We start from the raw sequence: 21,659 nt of genomic DNA, 5'->3' as shown, positions 1-21,659 counted from the left end.
GCCAAGGCCGGCCCGACCCTCCTTCTCAAACTATACTATGTTATCGTTTCAAGTTTACTAGTTCTTGTAAGATTTCGTCTGAAGTCGTGATAATCCGTGTGTTGGCTTGGAAACCACGTTGTGCAACAATCATTTCTGTGAATTCTTCGGATAGGTCCACGTTGGACATTTCTAGGGAGCCGGATTTGATTGCACCGCGGCCTTCTTCTAGTGGAGCTCCTGTCCCATCTACCGCTTCTCCTGAGTTAGCACTTTCTTGAAATAAATTTCCACCAATTTTTGTTAAACCACCTGGATTTGAGAATTTGGCTAATGCTACGACATCTTCACCTTCTAAAGATCCATCCAATACATATTTAACTACTCCATCTTGCCCAATTGAAAGTGATGTCGCTTCTAGTGGGACTTTGATTGGACCTCCACCGTCTTTAGAAAGATATCTTCCATCTCCATCGACAATATTTCCATCTTTGTCAAGATAAAAGTTTCCTGCACGAGTATATAGATTTTCACCATTTCCATCTTCAACTACAAAAAAGCCGTCGCCTTCAATAGCTAAATCTAAAGTGTTCCCTGTAAATTGTGTAGATCCTGGACTGTGCATAGTATCAATAGCAGCTAGTTGTGAACCTAACCCCACTTGTTTTGGATTCACACCACCTCTATTATCTCCAGGTCCACTTGCCCCCGCCACAGTCTGAGAATACAAATCCTTAAAAACCGTACGCCCTTTCTTAAAGCCATACGTATTCACGTTAGCAATATTATTACCAATTACATCCAACTTAGTTTGGAAATTTTTTAATCCAGAAATTCCTGAGTACATTGAGCGAATCATAAATAGTTTCCCCTCTCGGTTTTAGAGTGCACCGCGTCAGTCAGTCGGCGGTGCGATGGCATCCTGTTAAGGTCCTGCCGTGTTTAGCTGAGTAGTATCGTGCCGTCAATATTCGTAAATAGTTGGTCCTTCGCTTCCATGCGGTTCATCGCGGTGATGACAGTTGAGTTTTTTGCACTGACAATGAGTGCGGCTTGATCAGTCAACACGAGTGAATCGCGGATTCCCTTCCTCTTCGCCTCGTCTACTTTCTCTGAGATGTGCGCCCATTCTGCATCGGTCATTTGAATGCCTCGTTCTTGCAGCCGATCGTTAGCATGTTTACTAATCTTTAGTTTTTCAGGCTGCGTTGCTTGCTGTAAATGTTCGAGAAATGACTGCTTTGACTGTGCTTGTATTTGTCCTTGGCGTATGGGTGGTGGTGATGGAATGCGATGGATATCAATCTTGTTCATAACATCGCCCCATTCAATTATTCACTTATAGTAGTAAATTGATTTCCTTCAATTTTCGTGCCGTCTTGCAACACATAATGCAGACTACCTTCTTTATTCGTAACCGATACGACTTTCCCTGTACGTTCTTCTTCGCCTTCCATATAGCCTATTGTCTTACCAATTAACATACTGGCTTGTACTAGGCTGCTTGGTTGACCGACTGCTCCAGTTCCTGAACTAGATCCATTTCCCATTACTTCCGAAATGTTTCCAGGCGAGAGTTCTTTGCCATCCGCCATCGTAAAGATTACTGAACCATTCATATACTTAATAGACTGTATAACGCCAGTCCCTTCATTAATAATCGGCTTGTCGTCTTGACCTTTTTTATCTGATACTTCATGCCAACGAATTTCTTTACCTACAAAGCTATTGTACTGAATTAACTGACTCTGGTTTTGTGAATCCGCGAACTTTTCAAATGCTTTTGCCAAGTTCATGGTTTGTTCCAATGATGAAAATTGTGCCATTTGTGCGACAAACTCGGTATCTTTCATCGGATTGGTTGGATCTTGGTTAGCCATCTGGGCAATTAAGATTTTCATAAAAGCGTCTTTCCCCATCGTATCGGGTCCTGTTTTCCGTTGATCTCGTTGCTTGTTGACTAAATACATCGATTCAGTAATCGCATTTTTCGTTGTTGCTGAATTTGTTCCTTCTGGCAATTTTTACGCCTCCAATTCAATCATGAATTCTTGGAATGTTTGTTCTTGTTCATCCGGATTTTCATTTTGTTCGGTAGCTTGTTCTTTTTGTTGGTGATTCTGCTTATTGAATGCCTGTTCTCGATCGCTCTTCGATGGATCTTGCAGCGTTTGTGATAGGTCAATTCGGTCAACTTGCAGATTTTGTTGATTGAAAGCTTGACGCAACTGATGCATCTGGCTATCGAGCATTTCACGTGCCATCGCAGTAGATGCCAAGATTCTCGCAGTCATTACACCGTTTACCTCCAATAATTCAATACGAATTTGTCCGAGATGTTCCGGATACAGTTTGACTGAAATGCGATTCATTCCATTCGTCTGGCCAAAGTTTGCTCGGTTCAAAATGGCTTGGAATTCCCGCATCAATGCCTCACTTCGGCTTTCCGGTACTTTCTCTGTAGCATTCATTTGGAATACTGGTCTAGTTTCAGTAGTAGCGACAGCTGACAATGGAGCCACTGTTTCACTTGGCTTTGACTGGTGATTTTGCTGCTCGGTATCTGCGCTCATTTGTTCTGTCGAAATTCGAATGAAGTTTTGCATAATCGATGGAATTTGTACAGTGTGTTTCACTTCAGGTTGTATGATCTTTTGTTCTAACTGACTTGCGATTTGTGAAAAAATCGGCTGGATCGTTTTCACGAGATCTACTTGCTTTGTAAACAAATCCATCTTAGCTGCTGCCAGTTCAACTGCTTTAAGCAATGCGATCAATTCTACTGCGAATTTTGGCGGTAATTGTCCCATAGCTTCTTTAATATTTTCAGTGGGTAATTGCTGTAATACATCGAGCATAAACCATATGTCTCCTGTTGCTGCCAACTGATCAAATTGTTCTTTGGTCATACCGGCATCTTCTAGGACGTTTGTAGTCGTTTCTATTAGTTTATCAGGTCCTTCACTGATTAGTTGTGCTAATTGTTGCAGACTAGGAAACTTCTGCAGACTTACTATATCCGTTAATTTTATTTCAACATCTTCATTTACTAACTGTGATTGATGCAGTCTAGACTCTTTTAATAACTGCGCTACAACGGGTGACTTAACAGATTGCTTCAACGCCTCAACCATTCCTTCCAACTTTTCTAAGGAGTCGGTGTTGAGAACATCTTCTACTAATGTAGTTAGCTCTGAATTAGTACCCACTATTTGTTGCTTCGCCGGAACAGAAATAGCAGACATGAGACCCTGAAACACACTTCCAAATCCTTCACTCTTATTATTAACTGGAGAAATAGATGATTTCAAAGGCATGCCTGAAGAACTCACATTCATTAATAGTCCTAAATTCACTTTTTCACCTCCCTCAATTGCTATTATACTACTTTGTAAGCATAGAAGTATATTTAGCTGCATCTTCAGGGGACATTTTCTCTAGGATAGCTGCTAAAGTAGCGGGCTTTAGACTAGATAATATTTGGACAGCTTCCGCATCTCCCATTTTTGTAATAACAGGAGCTGAAGATTTGGCCGACATTTGCTCGTAAGTCGTTATAATTTCTTTGAAATCACGCTTAGATTCACTTTGCGCTAGTTTTAATTTTTCGATTTCTTCATTCAATTTTTCTTTTTCTATTACAAGCGTTTCGTTCGAATCTTTTACTTGTGTAAGTTCATCTTGAACTTCAAATAATTGCGCTTCTTTTTCTTGAATCTCTGCTTGAAGAGAAATGACCCGTTCCTCCAATATTAGATCTCCTTCGACCTTTTCATCAGGTGCTTTTTGTTCAAGGAATGGAACTTTTGACGTCCACTCTTTCGCCTGATCAAAGACGTTTACATCAGCTACTTTGGCTATGATTAAAACGACAGCCGTTGTGAACATAAGAGGTATGATGATCCAGGCGAGCAATATTTGGAAAAAGCCAATAGACTTTTTGCTTTGCCTTTCAACTGATTCTTCAGCCTCTTTTTTCATTTTCAATTTAGCCACTTTACCACCCGTCTTCTCTTGAACGAAACTTCATCGTCGATAGTTCGTCAATTCGATTTATCTCTACGTGTTCCATTTCGGCATCATATTGTTCTTTCCCAATTTTCTTCATTTTTTCAAACTTCTTCACTTCGATATTTTTCTCCAGCAATTGTGATTCATACCAATTCATTTTCGAACGAGACTTCATCACTTCTTGCTGAATATGATCAATCGTTAGGTCAAGTGTATTAATGAATCGGGAGTAACTGTGCAAATCATCGATGGAAAAACCTGTTGTCATTCGTTGTTGCTGTTCTTCTAAGACTGTTTCTTTCTTTTTCATCTGGTCATACAGTTGTGTTGCGATTTTTTCAAATTCTTCAATCGCCTCTTTATAAGCCATTTCTGTTTCATCACGTTCTTGTTCCCGTAAATTCAGCACTTTATCAAAACGATAATGGAAAGAAGTCATCTACGTTCTCCTCCTCCAGAAGCTAACGCAATCATTTCATTTACCGTATCCTCTAATTGAATATTCTCATTAAATTTCTGTTTTAGAAAGTCGGTAATGATTGGTTCATATTCAATCGCTTCATCGATTTCGCGTGACGTCCCTTTTTTATATGCACCAATATTAATTAAGTCCTCAGATTTATCGTAGGCATAATACAGTTCGCGTAATTTTGCGGCCGCTTTTAAATGGTCAGGATCTGCAATGTGATTCATCAGACGACTGACACTTTTCAAAATATTGATCGCGGGGTACTGACCTTTATTGGCAAGCGTACGATCCAAGACTATATGACCGTCAAGAATGCCTCGCACAGCATCCGCTATCGGCTCATTCATATCATCACCATCAACTAGCACTGTGTAGAATGCAGTGATCGCTCCTTTTTCATTAGTTCCACTACGTTCTAATAATTTTGGTAGAATAGCGAAAACAGAAGGCGTATAGCCTCGCGTTGCAGGCGGTTCACCTACCGCTAGACCAATCTCACGCTGCGCCATGGCTACGCGTGTGACGGAGTCCATCATCAACATAACGTTCAGACCTTTATCCCGGAAGTACTCTGCAATAGCAGTTGCTGTCATGGCGCCTTTAATTCGCATAAGTGCGGGCTGATCAGAAGTCGCTGCAACTACGATTGTTCTTTTTAAACCTTCTGGTCCTAGGTCTCTATCGATAAACTCACGGACTTCCCGGCCACGTTCTCCTATAAGGGCGATAACGTTAATATCCGCTTCTGTATTGCGTGCAATCATCCCTAACAATGTACTTTTACCAACACCCGAACCTGCGAAAATCCCTACACGCTGACCGCTACCCACCGTTAACATTCCATCGATGGCTTTCACCCCTACAGCTAACTTGTCGTTAATAGTAGGACGTGTCAAAACGTTCGGTGGACTGTTTTCTGTACGAACAGTTGCCAAACCTTTAGGTAACGCGCTTGAATCAATAGGTTTCCCCAAAGAGTCGAGGACTTTTCCCAATAGATTCATACCTACTTTCACTTCAAGAGGCTTACCTAATGTTTCGACTAAGCAGCCACTTGAAATATTGCGTATATCGGTGTAAGGCATCAGCATGACAATTTCTTCCCTAAATCCTACAACTTCTGCTTGAATTAGAGAACGTCCCCCTTCAGGAACATTTAAATGGATGAAACATACATCTCCGATCGACGATTCAGGACCTTCAGATTCTATTAATAATCCTACAACCCGTATTACCCGACCATATTTTTTCAATGTGTTGATGTTTGGAATGATTGGAATTAAATCTTCGGCTTTCTTCAAATTCACACACCATCTTCCATGATTTTCACCAATTGCACTTTCAGTTCATTCAGTTGCTCATCTACACTCACTACGATTCGACCATGGTTCGTTTCGATAAAACAATCTGTTGCATTGAAATCTTCATTGACAAAAATAAGGAATGGAGTTTCGGGCGGAAAGATTGAAGCAAGTTCAGAGCGATGTGTCGTTACCATTTTAAACTGTTCAGTCGGTACGAATAATTTTACCTCTTTGCTCTCTTGTGCTTCCTTAATCCCTTTACGTACGATTGATAAATAGGTCTCGTCGTCTTCCTCTAACGCTTTATTAATTATTCGTTCCGCCGAGTGCATTCCGATATTTAAAATTACTCGTTCTTGATTGATTAAATATTGCGTTGCGTTCTCGTAAGATAATGTAGTAGTTTCGTTCGCAGCCTCTACCATTTCACGCATTTCCGCTATTGCTTTATTGCGCCCATCATCGAATCCGACTTGAAACCCTTCGTCATATGCCCGTTGTTGCAGTTCCTCTTTTTCACTCTCCCAAGCTGCATGCATCGATTCGATATCCGCTGCTGCTTGATCCAATCGCTGTTTAATTTCGGTATCTACAATATTCTTTCGTTGCTCCATCTCTTGCAACAAGCGATTGCGTTCCATGAACATCTCGCCTGTGCTAACTGGCTCCTCCACTGTCTCAGCGGGTTCCATCGATTGCAAATTGCGTATGGATATTGCTTTTGTGGGACGTTGATTCATTACAGTTCGCTCGGAACGAAACAGATTAGACAATGATGTCATCTCCTCCACCACGCGCTATGATGATTTCTCCGGCATCTTCAAGTCTGCGAATGATCCCTACAATTCGAGATTGCGCTTCCTCCACGTCACGAAGTCGAACAGGACCCATTACATCCATTTCTTCCTTGAAAGATTCTGCCATACGTTGTGACATGTTCTTGAATAATATATCTTTCACTTCTTCACTGGATACTTTCATCGCTAAAATCAAGTCTTCATTTTCACAGTCACGGATGACACGTTGAATTGAGCGGTTATCCAACGTGATAATATCTTCGAAAACAAACATTCTTTTGCGAATTTCTTCGGCTAGCTCAGGATCTTGAATTTCAAGAGCATCCAGAATCGTTTTCTCTGTTGAACGATCTACGCCATTTAACACTTCAACGACTGCGTCTACGCCACCTGTTTCGGTAAAGTCTTGAGTTACAGTAGATGATAATTTTCGTTCAAGTACTGCTTCTATCTCACTGATTACTTCCGGTGAGGTTGATTCCATAGTAGCTATTCGTTTGGCAATATCCGCTTGCATTTCTTGCGGAAGCTGCGACAAGATTAATCCCGCTTGCTCCGCTTCCAAATAAGACAAAATTAATGCAATTGTCTGCGGATGTTCATTTTGGATAAAATTTAGTATTTGCGATGGTTCCGCGCGTCTTGCAAAATCAAACGGTCGCACTTGGAGTGAAGATGTCAGACGGTTAATGATTGCTTGGGCATGTTCTTTTCCGAGTGCTTTTTCAAGTACAGTCTTGGCATAGCCAATCCCACCCTGAGAAATATAATCCTGCGCAAGAGCGATATTATGAAATTCTTCAATAATTTCTTCTTTTACAGAGGATTCCACTTTTTTCACACCGGAAATCTCCAACGTCAGTTGCTCAATCTCTTCTTCATTCAAATGCTTATAGACTGAAGCCGACACCTCAGGCCCCAATGAGATAAGCAAAAGAGCAGCTTTTTGTTTTCCTGACATGTCTTTATCTTTCTTAACCAACTAAACCCCTCCGTTACTCCTTGGCGATCCATGTTCGCAATAATTTCGCAAACTCTTCTGGTTTATCTTTAGCCATTTTTTCTAGTTGTTTTCTACGAGCTGTCGCTTCTGTCTCTTGTTCCATATTGATGTCATCGACTTGTACTGAATCAAATTGAGTCTGAGCTTGTTCCATTGCCAACTCTTCTTCCATTTCTGCTTCGTTGCGTCTCTTGCGCACGAACAGTACAACAAGAACAATGACTGCAAGTAGCAAGACACCGCCAATCAAATATACCCACCAAGGGATGACAGTCTTAGTATCTTCAAACGCAACGTTTTTCCCTTTTAACGGTTGAACCGAAACGGCTATTTTCTCAGCTAGTATTTCATCGGTTAATTCTCCAGCTACTTCCTTGTCCAATGAAGTACGTACTATTGTCTCTAAAATTCGTTCAACATCTTGTCGCACTTCTGGAGCCAATGAAGTTGGATCATCAGCAGTAGGCGGTTCAATCATAACTTGTATACCGATATTACTTATCTTGTATGGGCTCTCTACTATATCTTTTCTAATTCTATTTACTTCATTATTAATTGTTTCTTCTAGACGTTCGTAATCACCGTTTCCGCCTTCACCTTCAACATACGTAGTACGACTATCAGTCGGATCTTCCGCTTCAGGTGTACCGCCTACTGCAGGATTCGTACCCGAGAATGATTCAGTTATCCGTTGTACACTTAATGCAATACCTTCCATGTTTTCTGGATCGACAGGCGTCACAAGGTTCTCTTCACGTTGTTCTTTCTTAAAGTCGATATCTGTCGTAACAGACACAACTACTTTATCTTGTCCCATCAACGTACCGAGCATCATTTGAACCTGTCGTTGTAAGTCACGCTCGATCGTCTTTTTCACGTCCATTTGATCCGTCACATTAGCCCCGTAAGAATTTCCTGAATCTTTTAGATCAAAGTACTCAAAATATTGGTTCTGGATGACGATATTCTCATTAGATAGATTAGGCAAGCTCTTTGATACTAAATTATAAAGTGCTGTAATTTGTTGCTCTGAAAAATTTTGTCCGGGATTCGTCTTTAACATGATCGCTGCACTAGCTTCTGATGTTGTGTCATTTACGAAAATTCCCTCTGTCGGTAAGGTAAGCATTACTTTTGCGTCCTTAATACCTTCTATACCCTTTATTAGATTAGCTAATTCTGTTTGCATCGCAGCAAGCTTAATCATATTAAATTCATTATCGGTAGTACCAAACCCCGCATTATCCGAGAAGAATGAATAATCGATTAGACCGGAATCTGGAAATCCTTCTGCCGCTAGTGATACACGTAGATTATCCAGTTGTTTTTCAGGTACCGAAATTGCAGTACCGCCCGGTTCCACCAGGTATGGTACTCCTTGTCCATCTAAGACTTCTTTTATACGTCCAATCTCAGATGGCGACACTTCTGAATAAAGCGTTACATATGTAGTACGGGACATAGTCATTGTTAAAAAAACCGCCAGCGCAATAATGCCAGCCGCTATCGTTATATATATATTTTTTTGATTCTTTGTTCGACTTCCCCAGAAAGCTTTGAGATCCGCCCTGAGCTTTGTCAATCTTTCTTTCATTCTAATCCCCCGGTCAGCCTCACTAGGCGCAATTCCATTTACGCCTAGTGCTTTCTATCAATTAGACAGGCATTCTAATGATTTCTTGGTATGCTTCTACCACTTTATTACGCACTTCCATTGTTGCATTGAATGCGATACTCGCCTTTTGTGCCGAGATCATCACATTATGTAAATCGACATCTTCACCTTTTACAAGTTTTGCTGTCATAGTATCCGAGACCTTTTGTGTTTCATTTACTTGATGAATCGCGTCGTTTAACATTGCCGAGAAATTCTGTTGAGCTTCAAAAGGTGTTTTTTGTGCTTTAACTTCAGGTTGCTGGATTGACATAGCAGGCATAGCACCTGTAATTGATTGTATTGCCATCTAGTTCACTCCTAATAGAATACTAGTATATTATTTTCCGATCTCCAATGCTTTCATTAACATAGATTTATTTGCATTCAACGCTGTTACATTCGCTTCATACGATCTAGTTGCAGACATTAAATCAATCATTTCGCGTAAAGGGTCGATATTTGGCATTTCCACATACCCTTCTTCATTCGCATCTGGATGAGAGGGATCAAATACCAATTTGAACGGTGTCTCCCGATCTTCTTTCACACGTGTTACGGCCACTCCATTTCCTGCATTCCCATGTGAGTGAACTCCCTTTGCCGCTTGCAAAAATGAAGAAAACTGTCCTTCCTTCGGTTGTAACGTGACGGTTTTTCTTCTATACGGCTGCCACTCGCCATCTACTTGCTTGGCCCGAGTTGAATCAACATTCGCCATATTTGAAGAAATGACATCCATACGTAAGCGTTGAGCAGTCAATGCAGAAGCCGATGAATTCAGACTATGAAATATACTCATCATCAACGTCCCCCTTTAATAACACTTTGTAATGAATTGAATTTCCCATTTAATCGCTCTATTAGCGCGGAATTATAAATTTGATTTGCCGCTAAGTCTGCCTGTTGTTTGTCCATATCCACGCCATTGCGATCTTGTCGGTAACGGAAGTTTGATATGTCGAATGTTTTACTTGGCATAGAATGTGTAAAGTCTAAATGCTTGGAGTCGGTCTTATATGCTTCTAGAACTTTACTATTCTCATTAGAAAACACTTCTTTAAAGTTAACATTTTTAGTTTTATAGTTGGGTGTGTCTACATTCGCTATATTTTGCGAAATTGCTTTCCCTTTCGCAGATGAGTAATTCAATCCTTTTTCAAGCAGGTTGATGGTACCACCATAAATCTCCATCGTTTCCCCACCCTTCCCTCATTTAGTCCATTTTTCGCGGTTTTAATCAGAATTCTACTTATACCATACTATTCTTTAATACTATTTTCGATAAAATTATTCCTTATTTTTCTACTACTCTATTGTAGCGGAGACTAATGATTTTTGTCCAATGTTTTATAATATTTTTTATAGTATAAAGTAACTACTTTATATATTTCATAGTAATAAATACATTACTACTAATTACTTAGTATCATATAAATTCGTTTTACATATAATTAGTAAGTGCTGTTTTATATGTTACTTTGAGTTTCTTTGGCATAATTTGTCGTATTATGTAAATTAAAGTGCGATATCAAATATTATAAATTTCCCCACTATCCTCCCTTCTACTCATTTTAATAACTGAGTGAATATTCCCTACATAATATACAAAACAAGATGAGTCCGGTTCAGTAAAAGTGTTTATTTATTGAGAAAAATAAAAAACTGAAGAAAATCCGTAATGACGGAAGTTCCTTCAGTTTCTAATCACTTATCTTTCAATTGGTAGTCGTATTATGAATTGTGTTTTTCAAGCTCTTCTAGGAATTTATCGTTCAATACTTTAATGTACGTACCTTTCATTCCTAAAGAACGCGATTCAATAACGCCAGCACTTTCAAGTTTACGAAGGGCATTGACGATTACTGAACGTGTAATTCCTACACGATCGGCAATTTTAGACGCTACAAGTAATCCTTCGTTTCCGTCTAACTCTTTGAAGATATGCTCAATCGCTTCATGCTCGCTGTAAGACAATGAGTTAATAGCCATTTGTACAACCGCTTTGCTACGCGCTTCATGTTCAATTTCCTCGGACTTTTCACGTAAGATTTCCATACCTACTACTGTTGCACCATATTCAGCAAGGATTAGATCATCTTCAGTAAAACCATCTTTTAATCGCGCAAGAATCAAAGTACCCAAGCGTTCGCCACCACCAATGATAGGTACGATCGTAGTTAAACCTTCTTGGAACAGTTCTTTGTTTTCGACAGGGAATACTGTATGTTCGCTCTCAATGTCGATATTTGGAGATGTTTCATTAATCTGGAACAAACGAGTTGTATACTCTTCAGGAAATTTACGATCTTCAAACATCTTTTTCATGCGATCATTATCAATTTGGTGATGAATTTCTAAACCAAGTAATTTACCTTTTCTACTCACGATAAACGCATTACAATCAATTACATCGCTCAGCTCTTCTGCCATCTCTTTAAAGTTAACAGGACCGCCTGCACCTTTTTGTAACATTGCATTGATTTTTCTTGTTTTAACTAATAAACTCATTTCTATTGTTCCTCCTCAAGGGTTTCTTCTGACTTTAATGAATATTCTAAAGGTTTTCAATCGTTAAATAAACTATTACGTCTTCATTATAAAATAAAATGTGACAAATCTTTGTTCTTTACAATTCCATCCAGCTTTTCATCCACGTATGCTGGTGTAATCTTGATAGATGCAGGTCCGATTTCTGCTGCTTCGAATGATAAATCCTCTAACAACTTCTCCAAAATCGTATGCAATCTTCTTGCGCCAATATTTTCTGTTTCATTATTTACTTCAAATGCGATTTCAGCCAGTTTACTGATCGCTTCATCCGTAAATTCAATTTCAACCTCTTCCGTTGCAAGAAGGCGTTCATATTGTTTTAATAAAGAAAAATCCGGTTCACGTAGTATGCGCTCAAAATCATCTTTTTTCAATTTGTCCAATTCTACACGAATTGGGAATCTACCTTGTAACTCAGGAATAATATCGGACGGCTTCGACATATGGAATGCTCCAGCAGCAATGAACAATATATAATCTGTCTTAACAGCGCCATACTTTGTTGTGACTGTAGAACCTTCAACAATCGGCAAAATATCACGTTGTACACCTTCACGGGAGACTTCCCCAGAAGACTTTTGATTGCTACTTGCTATTTTATCCATCTCGTCTAGGAAAATAATTCCCGCCTGTTCAGTTAATTCGATTCCTTTACGTGCCACTTCATCTTGATCAATTAACTTATCCGCTTCTTCCGCTTCCAGTACAATTCTTGCATCTTTTACTTTCATGCGACGCTGAATTTTCTTCTTCGGCATAAGCGAAGATAAGGCGTCTTGCATACCCGACATTTGATCCATACCAGACCCTTGCAACGCATCAAATAAAGAGGGTTGTTGCGCTTGTACTTCTACCGTCACCATTTTTTCTTCGATGCTACCATTCGCAAGTTGTTCAGCGATGTCTGAACGCTTTCGTCTAATTTCGGATTGATCTTCTTTTTGTTCGGGTTCAGGTTGTGTTTTTTGACCGAAAAACATTTCGAAAGGGTTTTGACCTTCAGTATTCTTTTTCGCTTCAGGGACCAATAGCTTTACTAAACGTTCTTCCGCTAACTTTTGGGACTGCTCTTTTACGGCTTCACGCATATCTTCTTTTACCATTCGTACTCCGACTTCGGTTAAATCGCGAATCATTGACTCTACATCTCGTCCTACATATCCGACTTCCGTAAACTTTGTTGCTTCGACCTTTACGAAAGGTGCATGAATTAACTTGGCAATTCTTCGAGCAATTTCTGTCTTCCCGACACCAGTAGGTCCAATCATCAAAATGTTTTTCGGAATGATCTCTTCTTGTTCCTCAGCAGACAATTGCATACGACGATAACGATTACGCATAGCAACCGCAACTGCCTTTTTAGCTTTTTCCTGCCCAATAATATAACGATTTAAATACGCTGTTAGCGCTTTAGGAGTCATTTCTTGCTTCATCACTTAAAGCACCTCCACGATAATATTATGATTAGTAAACACACAAATATCGGCAGCTGTCTCAAGTGAAATTTTAGCTATTTCTTCCGCCGTTAATTCATGGCTGTGTTTCTTCAGTGCACGTCCAGCCGCTAGTGCATAATTGCCTCCGGAACCGATTGCCAATACCCCATCATCCGGCTCTATTACTTCACCAGTACCTGAAACAAGTAATAGTGTATTTTCATCCATAACGAGTAACAGTGCTTCTAACTTACGTAAGATCCGATCTCCACGCCATTCTTTAGCAAGTTCAACTGACGCGCGTTGAAGATTTCCATCGTATTCATTGAGTTTAGCCTCGAATAAGTCAAATAGCGTAAATGCATCCGCTACGGAACCAGCAAAACCAGCTAAGACTTTGCCGTTGAATAATCTACGAACTTTCTTCGCTGTGTGTTTCATGACGACCGACTCGCCCATCGTCACTTGCCCATCACCTGACATTGCACATTGCCCATTATGATGAATAGCAAATATCGTTGTTGCATGAAATTTCATTATAGTTCCTCCTAAGCACGAGGGTGCGTTTGTAAATAAGTTTGGCGTAAGTGTTCATTTGTGACATGGGTATAGACTTGAGTTGAAGATAAATGGCTATGCCCCAGTAGCTCTTGTACTGACCGAAGATCCGCACCTGCGCCAAGCAAATGTGTCGCAAACGTATGGCGAATCATATGTGGCGTAATATTAGTATGCAAGGACGCTCTCTTCATTAAGTCATCTAATACATAGCGCACGCCACGATCCGTCAAAGGATCTCCACGTAAATTGACAAACAGTTTTGTATGCTTCTTTTGCTTTATCAATTGTGGCCGACTACTGTCTGTATAGTTCTGCAATGCTTCCCCTGCAAAACTTCCAAATGGCACAAAACGTTCTTTCCGTCCTTTACCCATTACTTTTACAATTCCTAAATAATGATCCACATCTTGCACTTCGATTTCTACTAGTTCCCCAACACGGATTCCCGTCGCATAAAGCAACTCGAGTAAAGCACGATCACGCAAAGAGCGAAAATCCTCACCCGTCGTAACTTCAAAAAGCTTTTCCAACTCTTGCTGATAGAAAAAAGCAGGAAGGCGTTCTTCTTGCTTAGGATGATACAATAATCGAAATGCTTGATCTTCAATCCCGTAACGAGCATTAATGAATGTAAAAAATGACCGAATGGCTGATATTTTCCTGGAAATGCTTGTTCTTGCATACGAACGATCATATAAACGTGTAACATATAATCTAGCTACAGGATAGTCGACGTCTTCCAACTTCCCAATTCCCTCTTCTTGCAGAAACAATAAAAAATCCCGAAGGTCTTTTTCATACTCCGCGACCGTGTAGGATGAGTAGTTTTTCTCTAGTCGAATATAGGATACATATTCTTCTGCCAATTGTTTTATTTCAGGAATCATTTTATCACCTCAATACGAATTGATCATCGTACAACGTGCACCTGAAAATACGAAAGATTGTTGATTATATATAGTGCGATATAAACTATCAAAGCCGAATGTAGTCCATTACACACTATACATTAGCAAGGATTATTGGGCAACTTTGAAAAACTGATTCTTTATCATTTTTAAATTAAAGAACCATTTCCGTCACATAACAGTCAAATTACTTTAATGCTAAGTAATTATTTATCATACTGTTCATCATTTCCCTAATTGTAAGACGTTATACCAACTAGAAAGTTGCACAATGCGACCACAACAAAAAACTGAAGATAAAACTCCGATTAGATGGAGTCCTAACTTCAGTTCGTCTTTAAGTTGTTAAAGTAAAGTTTTTTATAATTTTGTCGTAGATTTAAATTCTTGTAATGCATCCAATGCGCGTGTCGCATGTTTGTCCGCTCGTTCGGCTTTTGTTCTATAGCGCCTATTCAGCTCAGGGAATAATCCGAAGTTGATGTTAATCGGCTGGAAGTTATTTGGGTCAGCTTCCGTAATATAACGCGCCATGCTGCCAAGTGCCGTTTCTCTTGGAAATCGGACCGGTCTCTTGCCTTTTGCCAATTGTGCCGCATTAATACCTGCAATCAATCCTGATCCTGCTGATTCAACATAGCCTTCTACCCCTGTTACTTGACCGGCAAATAGGATGGTTGGTTGTGATTTCAGTTGATATGTGCAGTTCAATACTCTAGGGGAGTTGATGAATGTATTACGATGCATTACGCCGTAACGTACGATATCCACATTTTCTAATCCAGGTATCAGTTTCAATACTTCTTTCTGGGCTCCCCATTTTAGATGCGTCTGAAATCCTACTAGGTTATATAATGTTCCCGCTGCGTTGTCCTGGCGTAACTGAACAACTGCTATTGGTTCTTTCCCTGTTTTAGGGTCTTCAAGTCCAACCGGTTTTAAAGGACCGAATAACATCGTTTTCACACCGCGCTTCGCCATCTCTTCAATTGGCATACATCCTTCAAAGTAAAGTTCTTTCTCAAAATCTTTTAAAGGCGCCACTTCAGCTGATGTTAAAGCCTCATAGAAACGCTCGAATTCCTCCGCGTTCATAGGACAGTTTAAATAAGCTGCTTCACCTTTATCATAGCGTGATTTCAAATAAACTTTATCCATATTAATGGAATCAGCCTCTACGATGGGAGCCGCAGCATCATAGAAATATAAATAATCCTCACCAGTTAGCTGTCTAATTTCTTCAGCTAATGCTGGAGATGTTAATGGACCAGATGCGATTACCGTAATCCCTTCCGGTACTTTTATCACTTCTTCATTGATCACTTCTATATTCGGATGATTCCGGACCTTGTTAGTGACGTTGCCCGCGAATTCGTGTCGATCTACTGCGAGCGCTCCGCCGGCAGGTACCGCGCAATTATCTGCCGCTTGAATAATCAATGAATTTAATTGGCGCATCTCTTCTTTGATGACACCTACTGCGTTTGTCAGATTATTCGCACGTAACGAGTTACTGCATACTAACTCCGCAAATTTATCTGTATGATGGGCAGGGGTTTGCTTCACAGGACGCATTTCGAATAATTTCACTTGGACTCCCCTATTAGCTAATTGCCAAGCTGCCTCACTTCCAGCTAACCCTGCACCGATCACATTTACAATTTGCGTCATTTCAACTACCTCTTTCTCATTATGTTGAATTATTTCTAACTTACTAGTTTTGTGGTTCTTCCTTATAATCACATTCCGTACATTGGATTTGAACACCTTTTTTCAATCGTTTTTCGACCATTGTGTGCTGACATTTCGGACACGGTCTCGAGATTGGTTTATCCCATGAAACATAGTCACATTCAGGATATTGATCACAACCAAAGAATATTCTCTTCGTCTTACTTTTTCGCTCGACGACTTCGCCTTCTTTACACTTTGGACATTTTACACCAATTGGTTTGATAATGGCCTTCGTATTACGACAATCTGGGAAGTTGGAGCATGCCATGAATTTTCCGTAACGGCCCATCTTGTAGACCATTGGAGAACTACATTTCTCACAATCTTCACCCGCTGGCTCATCTTTGATTTCAATCTTTTCCATTTCGGCATCGGCTACTTCTACGTGCTTTTCGAAATCACGATAGAAATCATCGATCACTGTACGCCATTCGATCGTACCTTCTTCCACATGGTCAAGACGTTGTTCCATCTGCCTCGTAAATTCGATGTCAATGATATCAGGGAAGTATTGATTAACTGCCTGATGAACGATTACTCCAAGTTCTGTCGGAATAAACCGCTTGGCATCTAGTGTGACATAGCCACGCTTTTGAATGGTGTCAAGAGTAGGTGCATACGTAGAAGGTCTCCCTATACCCAGCTCCTCAAGCGTCTTCACTAAACGCGCCTCCGAATATCTAGGCGGTGGCTGTGTGAAATGCTGTTTCGGATCCACGTCTGCATATTTAATACGCTCACCTTCTTCAAGTGGCGGTAATATATTTTCTTTTTCTTCTTGTTGGTCATCATTGCCTTCAATATATACTTTCATAAACCCCGGGAATTTCACTTGAGATCCCGATGCTCTAAAACGGATATCTCCATTTAAGAAATCTGCAGTCACTGTATCCAAAACAGCCGGTGCCATTTGACTAGCGATGAGACGTTCCCAAATTAGTTTATAAAGACGATGTTGGTCTCTTGTTAAAAACGCTTTCATGGCATCCGGGGGACGCATAGCTGAAGTAGGTCTTACTGCTTCGTGCGCATCCTGCGTCTTTGCTTTAGCTTTCGTTTTTTTCGTACTAGTTGAAATAAACTCTTCACCGTACATCGTATGGATGAATGACTTCACTTCTTCTCTTGCGGTATCAGAAATTCTCGTCGAGTCGGTACGCATATAAGTAATTAAACCAACTGTACCTTCTTTTCCAATCGCAATTCCTTCATATAATTGTTGCGCAAGCATCATCGTCTTCCTTGCGCGGAAGTTCAGCTTGCGTGCTGCCTCCTGCTGAAGTGATGATGTAGTGAACGGCAACGCTGGATTACGTTTACGTTCTTTCTTCACTACTGTGGATACTTCGAATTCGTCCGGTTTTATCGAATTGACGATTTTTTCCACTTGTTCTTGATTCGTTAGTTTCACTTTTTCAACTGCATCGCCGTAAAATTGCCCTTCAAACGTTTTATCATCTTTAGTGAATTGTGAAGTGATGGACCAATACTCTTCAGGCTCAAATGCATTGATTTCATTTTCCCGATCGATAATCAAACGCAAAGCAACTGATTGCACACGCCCCGCGGATAATCCTTTCTTAACTTTCTTCCAAAGAATCGGACTGATGTTATAGCCTACTAGTCTATCCAAAATCCTTCTTGCTTGCTGCGCATCTACTAAATCCATATCAATTGGACGGGGGTGTTTAAATGATTCTTTAATTGCCTCTTTTGTAATTTCATTGAACACCACGCGGCAGTCTGATTCTATATCTACACCTAATTGATGTGATAAATGCCAAGCTATCGCTTCTCCTTCGCGATCCGGGTCAGCTGCGAGGAAAACTTTCTTCGCTTTTTTCGCTTCTTTTTTCAAATCTTGAAGTATCGGTCCTTTACCTCGGATTGTAATATACTTCGGTTCATAATTATTTTCGGTATCTACACCCATTTGACTGCGGGGTAAATCGCGTAAATGACCGAGTGATGCACTGACTTTATACTTCTTTCCTAAGTAACGTTCAATCGTTTTCGCTTTAGCAGGCGATTCCACTATTACTAAGTAATCTGCCATATCGTTCCCTCCTCAGAGAGATTTCTTTATATTTATTCAGCAAAAGAATATCTGTTGCAAAATGTATAACAGTTTTTCAAATAAAGCAACCTTTTAAACATTTTCCAAAAAGAGGATATGCCCCATCACAGTAAAGAATCAATAATCTGATAACCACTCCACAACGGCTTGGCCCCTTCATCCAACAGCTTATTTGGACCTACTGAAAGAGGAGAATCTATGGCACCAGGTACTGCAAATATTTCTTTTCCATGATCGAGAGCATGCTCAACGGTACTCATCGTTCCGCTTCTTTCGACAGATTCTGTAATGACTAGCACGTTAGATAAACCACTGATAATCCGATTGCGCATAGGAAATGTCCACTTGGCTGGTGGAAAGTATGGTGGATACTCCGTTACAAGTAAATGATTTTCCGCCATTTCTTCAGCTATTTTTTGATTCCTTTTCGGATACATGTGAGAAAATCCATGACCTAATACGCCAATTGTTTCCCCGCCATAGTCGATCGCAGCTTGATGCGCCATCGTGTCAGCTCCGGCTGCTAAGCCTGAAACAATTGGGATCTGACGGTCAACGAGCGGTGGCACAATAAATTCCAGCGCCATTTTGGAATAGCTTGTAGCTGTACGGGAGCCAATTATTCCAACACGGGGATGTTTTTTCAATAAAAGTCTATTCCCTTTCGTATAAAGAACCGATGGCGGATCACATAATTGCTTTAATTCTTCGGGATAATTCGAATGATAGTATGTGATGGGTACCACATGGTTTTTCTTCAGCATATCTACTATAGGGAGACAGGAAATTTCTTTATATTTCGCTGGGAATTGCTTCGTTCTTTCTATGGGCAAATTAAAAATATACGACCATTGAAGGGCTGAGTAAGAATGTAGATCCTCCAATAAAGGGTTCTCCTGCAATAGCTTCGTAAAACGATTAAAAGGTACAGGATGGATATAATGTACGTACAGTAAATGTTGTTGTTGATTAGTATAGAGCATCGAATTCTCCTTTGTTCGACACTACAAGCAAGAGCACGAAAAAAGGAGTAGCAATTAAGCTACTCCTTTTAGTTTACTTCGTTTTACATTTCTCGTATAGTCCTTTTTCTTTCAGGACTTTGATTAACGTTTCACCTATGACTGAAGGTGTATCTGCAACTTGAACATCCGCTGCTTGTAGCGCTTTGATTTTATCAGCAGCTGTACCTTTACCACCGGAAATTATAGCACCTGCGTGTCCCATACGCTTGCCTTCAGGTGCAGTTTGACCACCGATAAAGCCTACTACAGGCTTCGTCATATTTTCTTTGATCCAAGCGGCTGCTTCTTCTTCTGCAGTACCACCAATTTCACCGATCATGACGACTGCATAAGTTTCTGGATCTTCATTGAACGCTTCCAAGACATCGATAAAGTTTGTACCATTTACCGGGTCTCCACCAATTCCGACAGCTGTAGTTTGACCAATGCCTTCTTGAGTTAACTGGTGAACTGCTTCATAAGTCAATGTACCTGAACGAGAAACTACGCCCACATGCCCTTTAGTATGAATATAACCTGGCATAATACCGATTTTCGTCTCGTCTGCCGTAATAACGCCTGGACAGTTTGGACCAATCAATCGTGTCTTTTTGCCTTCCATATAACGTTTCACTTTGATCATATCTAAGACTGGAATATGCTCCGTGATACAGATAGTCATGTCTAGTCCTGCATCGACGCCTTCCATAATGGCATCTGCCGCATACGGTGCAGGTACATAAATAATGGAAACTGTTGCACCTGTTTCTTTTACTGCTTCTTCCACAGTGTCAAATACCGGCACACCTTCCACCGTCTGACCGCCTTTACCAGGCGTTACGCCAGCGACAATTTTCGTACCATATTCCAACATTTGCTGTGTGTGGAACAGGGCAGTGGAACCTGTAATTCCTTGTACAATTACTTTTGTATCTTTATTCACATAAATACTCATGATTTGTACCTGCCTTTCTTATCCTATCAACTCAACGATTTTTTTCGCGCCCTCTGCCATAGAATCCGCTGCAACGATATTGATGCCGGATTCTTGTAGCAAGGCTTTCCCACGTTCTACATTCGTTCCTTCAAGACGTACGACAAGAGGTACTTGAAGACCAACTTCTTTAGCTGCCTCAATAACACCTTCAGCAATTACGTCACATTTCATTATTCCACCAAAGATATTAACGAAAATACCTTTAACTTTTGGATCGGATAAAATGATTTTGAAAGCGGCTGCTACTTTTTCTTTCTTTGCACCGCCCCCAACATCTAAGAAGTTAGCGGGTTCTCCGCCGTAGTAATGGATCGTATCCATTGTAGCCATCGCTAAACCGGCCCCATTTACCATGCAACCAATATTTCCGTCAAGAGAAATATAACTCAGGTCATACTTCGATGCTTCAATTTCTTTCGGATCCTCTTCATCAAAGTCACGTAATTCCATAATATCTTTATGACGGAATGTAGCATTGTCATCAAAGTTGAATTTCGCATCCAATGCAAGTACACGCTGGTCTTTTGTAACAACCAAAGGATTAATTTCAACAATCGATGCATCTTTTTCGCTGAACACTTTATATAAACCTAAGAAAAAGCTGACTGCTTTATTGATTAAGTTGCTAGGAATTTCCATATTAAACGCCATACGACGTGCTTGGAAAGGAACCAATCCAACTACTGGGTCGATTACTTCATAGAAAATCTTTTCGGGATTATTTTCTGCCACTTCTTCGATTTCCACGCCGCCTTCTGCAGATCCCATCAACGTAACTCGATCTGTTGCGCGGTCAACGACAAGACCAATATAAAATTCTTTTTCGATATCAATTCCTTCTTCAACAAGAAGACGCTTTATTTCTTGTCCTTTAGGACCTGTTTGGTGTGTTACGAGTTGCTTGCCAATTAAATCGGCTGCTACTGCACGCACTTCGTCAAGAGTTTTTACAATTTTGACTCCGCCTGCTTTACCTCGTCCACCTGCATGTATTTGGGCTTTTACCACAATAGGTACTGTACCGATCTCTTTTGCCACTGCCATTGCTTCTTTTGGAGAAAACGCGACACGGCCTTTTGAAACAGCTACTCCGTAATCTCTCAATAACTGCTTCCCTTGATATTCATGGATGTTCATACGTACTGCCTCCATTCGTTTTACAATTGCTTGAT

22 protein-coding genes are annotated in these 21,659 nt (G+C 40.4%); all 22 read right to left on the bottom strand.

The window, feature by feature from the left end:
* Positions 1–40: 40 nt before the first annotated feature.
* The gene (gene flgG, locus CSV77_RS00960) at positions 41–838 is read right to left on the bottom strand and encodes a flagellar basal body rod protein FlgG (RefSeq protein WP_099671968.1); all 798 of its coding nucleotides are present in this window, start codon (positions 836–838) and stop codon (positions 41–43) included.
* Positions 839–921: 83 nt separating this feature from the next.
* Positions 922–1,293 carry a TIGR02530 family flagellar biosynthesis protein gene (locus CSV77_RS00955; protein WP_099671967.1) on the bottom strand — a complete coding sequence of 124 codons (372 nt, stop codon included), beginning with the start codon at positions 1,291–1,293 and terminating at the stop codon, positions 922–924.
* A gap of 17 nt (positions 1,294–1,310) precedes the next feature.
* Entirely contained in the window at positions 1,311–2,000 is a 690-nt protein-coding gene (gene flgD, locus CSV77_RS00950) for a flagellar hook assembly protein FlgD (protein WP_233212149.1), read from the bottom strand.
* Positions 2,001–2,003: 3 nt separating this feature from the next.
* On the bottom strand, positions 2,004–3,335 hold the full coding sequence (locus CSV77_RS00945) for a flagellar hook-length control protein FliK (RefSeq protein ID WP_158231996.1): 1,332 nt from the start codon (positions 3,333–3,335) through the stop codon (positions 2,004–2,006).
* 28 nt (positions 3,336–3,363) lie between these two features.
* Positions 3,364–3,975 carry a MotE family protein gene (locus CSV77_RS00940; protein WP_099671965.1) on the bottom strand — a complete coding sequence of 204 codons (612 nt, stop codon included), beginning with the start codon at positions 3,973–3,975 and terminating at the stop codon, positions 3,364–3,366.
* Position 3,976: 1 nt separating this feature from the next.
* On the bottom strand, positions 3,977–4,429 hold the full coding sequence (fliJ, locus tag CSV77_RS00935; RefSeq protein ID WP_099635945.1) for a flagellar export protein FliJ: 453 nt from the start codon (positions 4,427–4,429) through the stop codon (positions 3,977–3,979).
* Positions 4,426–5,766, bottom strand: a complete 1,341-nt coding sequence (fliI, locus tag CSV77_RS00930) for a flagellar protein export ATPase FliI (protein WP_099630916.1) — start codon at positions 5,764–5,766, stop codon at positions 4,426–4,428. The genes fliJ and fliI overlap by 4 nt, the downstream gene beginning before the upstream one ends.
* Positions 5,763–6,536, bottom strand: a complete 774-nt coding sequence (gene fliH / locus CSV77_RS00925) for a flagellar assembly protein FliH (RefSeq protein WP_158231995.1) — start codon at positions 6,534–6,536, stop codon at positions 5,763–5,765. The genes fliI and fliH overlap by 4 nt, the downstream gene beginning before the upstream one ends.
* A complete protein-coding gene (gene fliG, locus CSV77_RS00920; protein WP_085133234.1) occupies positions 6,529–7,542 on the bottom strand; it encodes a flagellar motor switch protein FliG in 1,014 nt (337 codons plus the stop codon). The genes fliH and fliG overlap by 8 nt, the downstream gene beginning before the upstream one ends.
* A 13-nt stretch (positions 7,543–7,555) precedes the next feature.
* Positions 7,556–9,157, bottom strand: a complete 1,602-nt coding sequence (fliF, locus tag CSV77_RS00915) for a flagellar basal-body MS-ring/collar protein FliF (RefSeq protein ID WP_099671963.1) — start codon at positions 9,155–9,157, stop codon at positions 7,556–7,558.
* A 61-nt stretch (positions 9,158–9,218) separates the two neighbouring features.
* A complete protein-coding gene (gene fliE, locus CSV77_RS00910) occupies positions 9,219–9,527 on the bottom strand; it encodes a flagellar hook-basal body complex protein FliE (protein ID WP_099630913.1) in 309 nt (102 codons plus the stop codon).
* Positions 9,528–9,557: 30 nt separating this feature from the next.
* Positions 9,558–10,019 (bottom strand): flagellar basal body rod protein FlgC, encoded by a 462-nt coding sequence (gene flgC, locus CSV77_RS00905; RefSeq protein ID WP_099631030.1) that lies wholly within the window; start codon positions 10,017–10,019, stop codon positions 9,558–9,560.
* A 2-nt stretch (positions 10,020–10,021) separates the two neighbouring features.
* On the bottom strand, positions 10,022–10,411 hold the full coding sequence (flgB, locus tag CSV77_RS00900) for a flagellar basal body rod protein FlgB (RefSeq protein ID WP_099671962.1): 390 nt from the start codon (positions 10,409–10,411) through the stop codon (positions 10,022–10,024).
* Between the two features lie 540 nt (positions 10,412–10,951).
* Positions 10,952–11,728, bottom strand: coding sequence for a GTP-sensing pleiotropic transcriptional regulator CodY (gene codY, locus CSV77_RS00895; RefSeq protein ID WP_099630911.1), 777 nt, complete (start codon positions 11,726–11,728; stop codon positions 10,952–10,954).
* 86 nt (positions 11,729–11,814) lie between these two features.
* The gene (gene hslU, locus CSV77_RS00890; RefSeq protein ID WP_099631029.1) at positions 11,815–13,203 is read right to left on the bottom strand and encodes an ATP-dependent protease ATPase subunit HslU; all 1,389 of its coding nucleotides are present in this window, start codon (positions 13,201–13,203) and stop codon (positions 11,815–11,817) included.
* A gap of 3 nt (positions 13,204–13,206) precedes the next feature.
* A complete protein-coding gene (gene hslV / locus CSV77_RS00885) occupies positions 13,207–13,746 on the bottom strand; it encodes an ATP-dependent protease subunit HslV (RefSeq protein WP_099671961.1) in 540 nt (179 codons plus the stop codon).
* Between the two features lie 8 nt (positions 13,747–13,754).
* On the bottom strand, positions 13,755–14,654 hold the full coding sequence (gene xerC / locus CSV77_RS00880; protein WP_099671960.1) for a tyrosine recombinase XerC: 900 nt from the start codon (positions 14,652–14,654) through the stop codon (positions 13,755–13,757).
* A 381-nt stretch (positions 14,655–15,035) separates the two neighbouring features.
* Complete coding sequence (gene trmFO, locus CSV77_RS00875; RefSeq protein WP_099671959.1) at positions 15,036–16,346, bottom strand: FADH(2)-oxidizing methylenetetrahydrofolate--tRNA-(uracil(54)-C(5))-methyltransferase TrmFO; 1,311 nt, start codon at positions 16,344–16,346, stop codon at positions 15,036–15,038.
* Positions 16,347–16,389: 43 nt separating this feature from the next.
* Positions 16,390–18,465: a type I DNA topoisomerase gene (gene topA / locus CSV77_RS00870; protein WP_099671958.1), complete on the bottom strand. Its 2,076-nt coding sequence runs from the start codon at positions 18,463–18,465 to the stop codon at positions 16,390–16,392.
* A gap of 125 nt (positions 18,466–18,590) precedes the next feature.
* Positions 18,591–19,469 carry a DNA-processing protein DprA gene (dprA, locus tag CSV77_RS00865; protein ID WP_099671957.1) on the bottom strand — a complete coding sequence of 293 codons (879 nt, stop codon included), beginning with the start codon at positions 19,467–19,469 and terminating at the stop codon, positions 18,591–18,593.
* A gap of 73 nt (positions 19,470–19,542) precedes the next feature.
* A complete protein-coding gene (gene sucD / locus CSV77_RS00860; RefSeq protein ID WP_099630905.1) occupies positions 19,543–20,445 on the bottom strand; it encodes a succinate--CoA ligase subunit alpha in 903 nt (300 codons plus the stop codon).
* A gap of 18 nt (positions 20,446–20,463) precedes the next feature.
* On the bottom strand, positions 20,464–21,624 hold the full coding sequence (gene sucC, locus CSV77_RS00855) for an ADP-forming succinate--CoA ligase subunit beta (protein WP_099630904.1): 1,161 nt from the start codon (positions 21,622–21,624) through the stop codon (positions 20,464–20,466).
* Between the last annotated feature and the right edge of the window lie 35 nt (positions 21,625–21,659).

Origin of the sequence: Sporosarcina sp. P16b (genome assembly GCF_002743065.1) — a bacterium.
In the GTDB taxonomy this organism is placed as follows: Bacteria; Bacillota; Bacilli; order Bacillales_A; family Planococcaceae; genus Sporosarcina.
The sequence above is the reverse complement of the archived record's forward strand: the minus strand, read 5'-3'. Positions and strand labels throughout refer to the sequence as shown.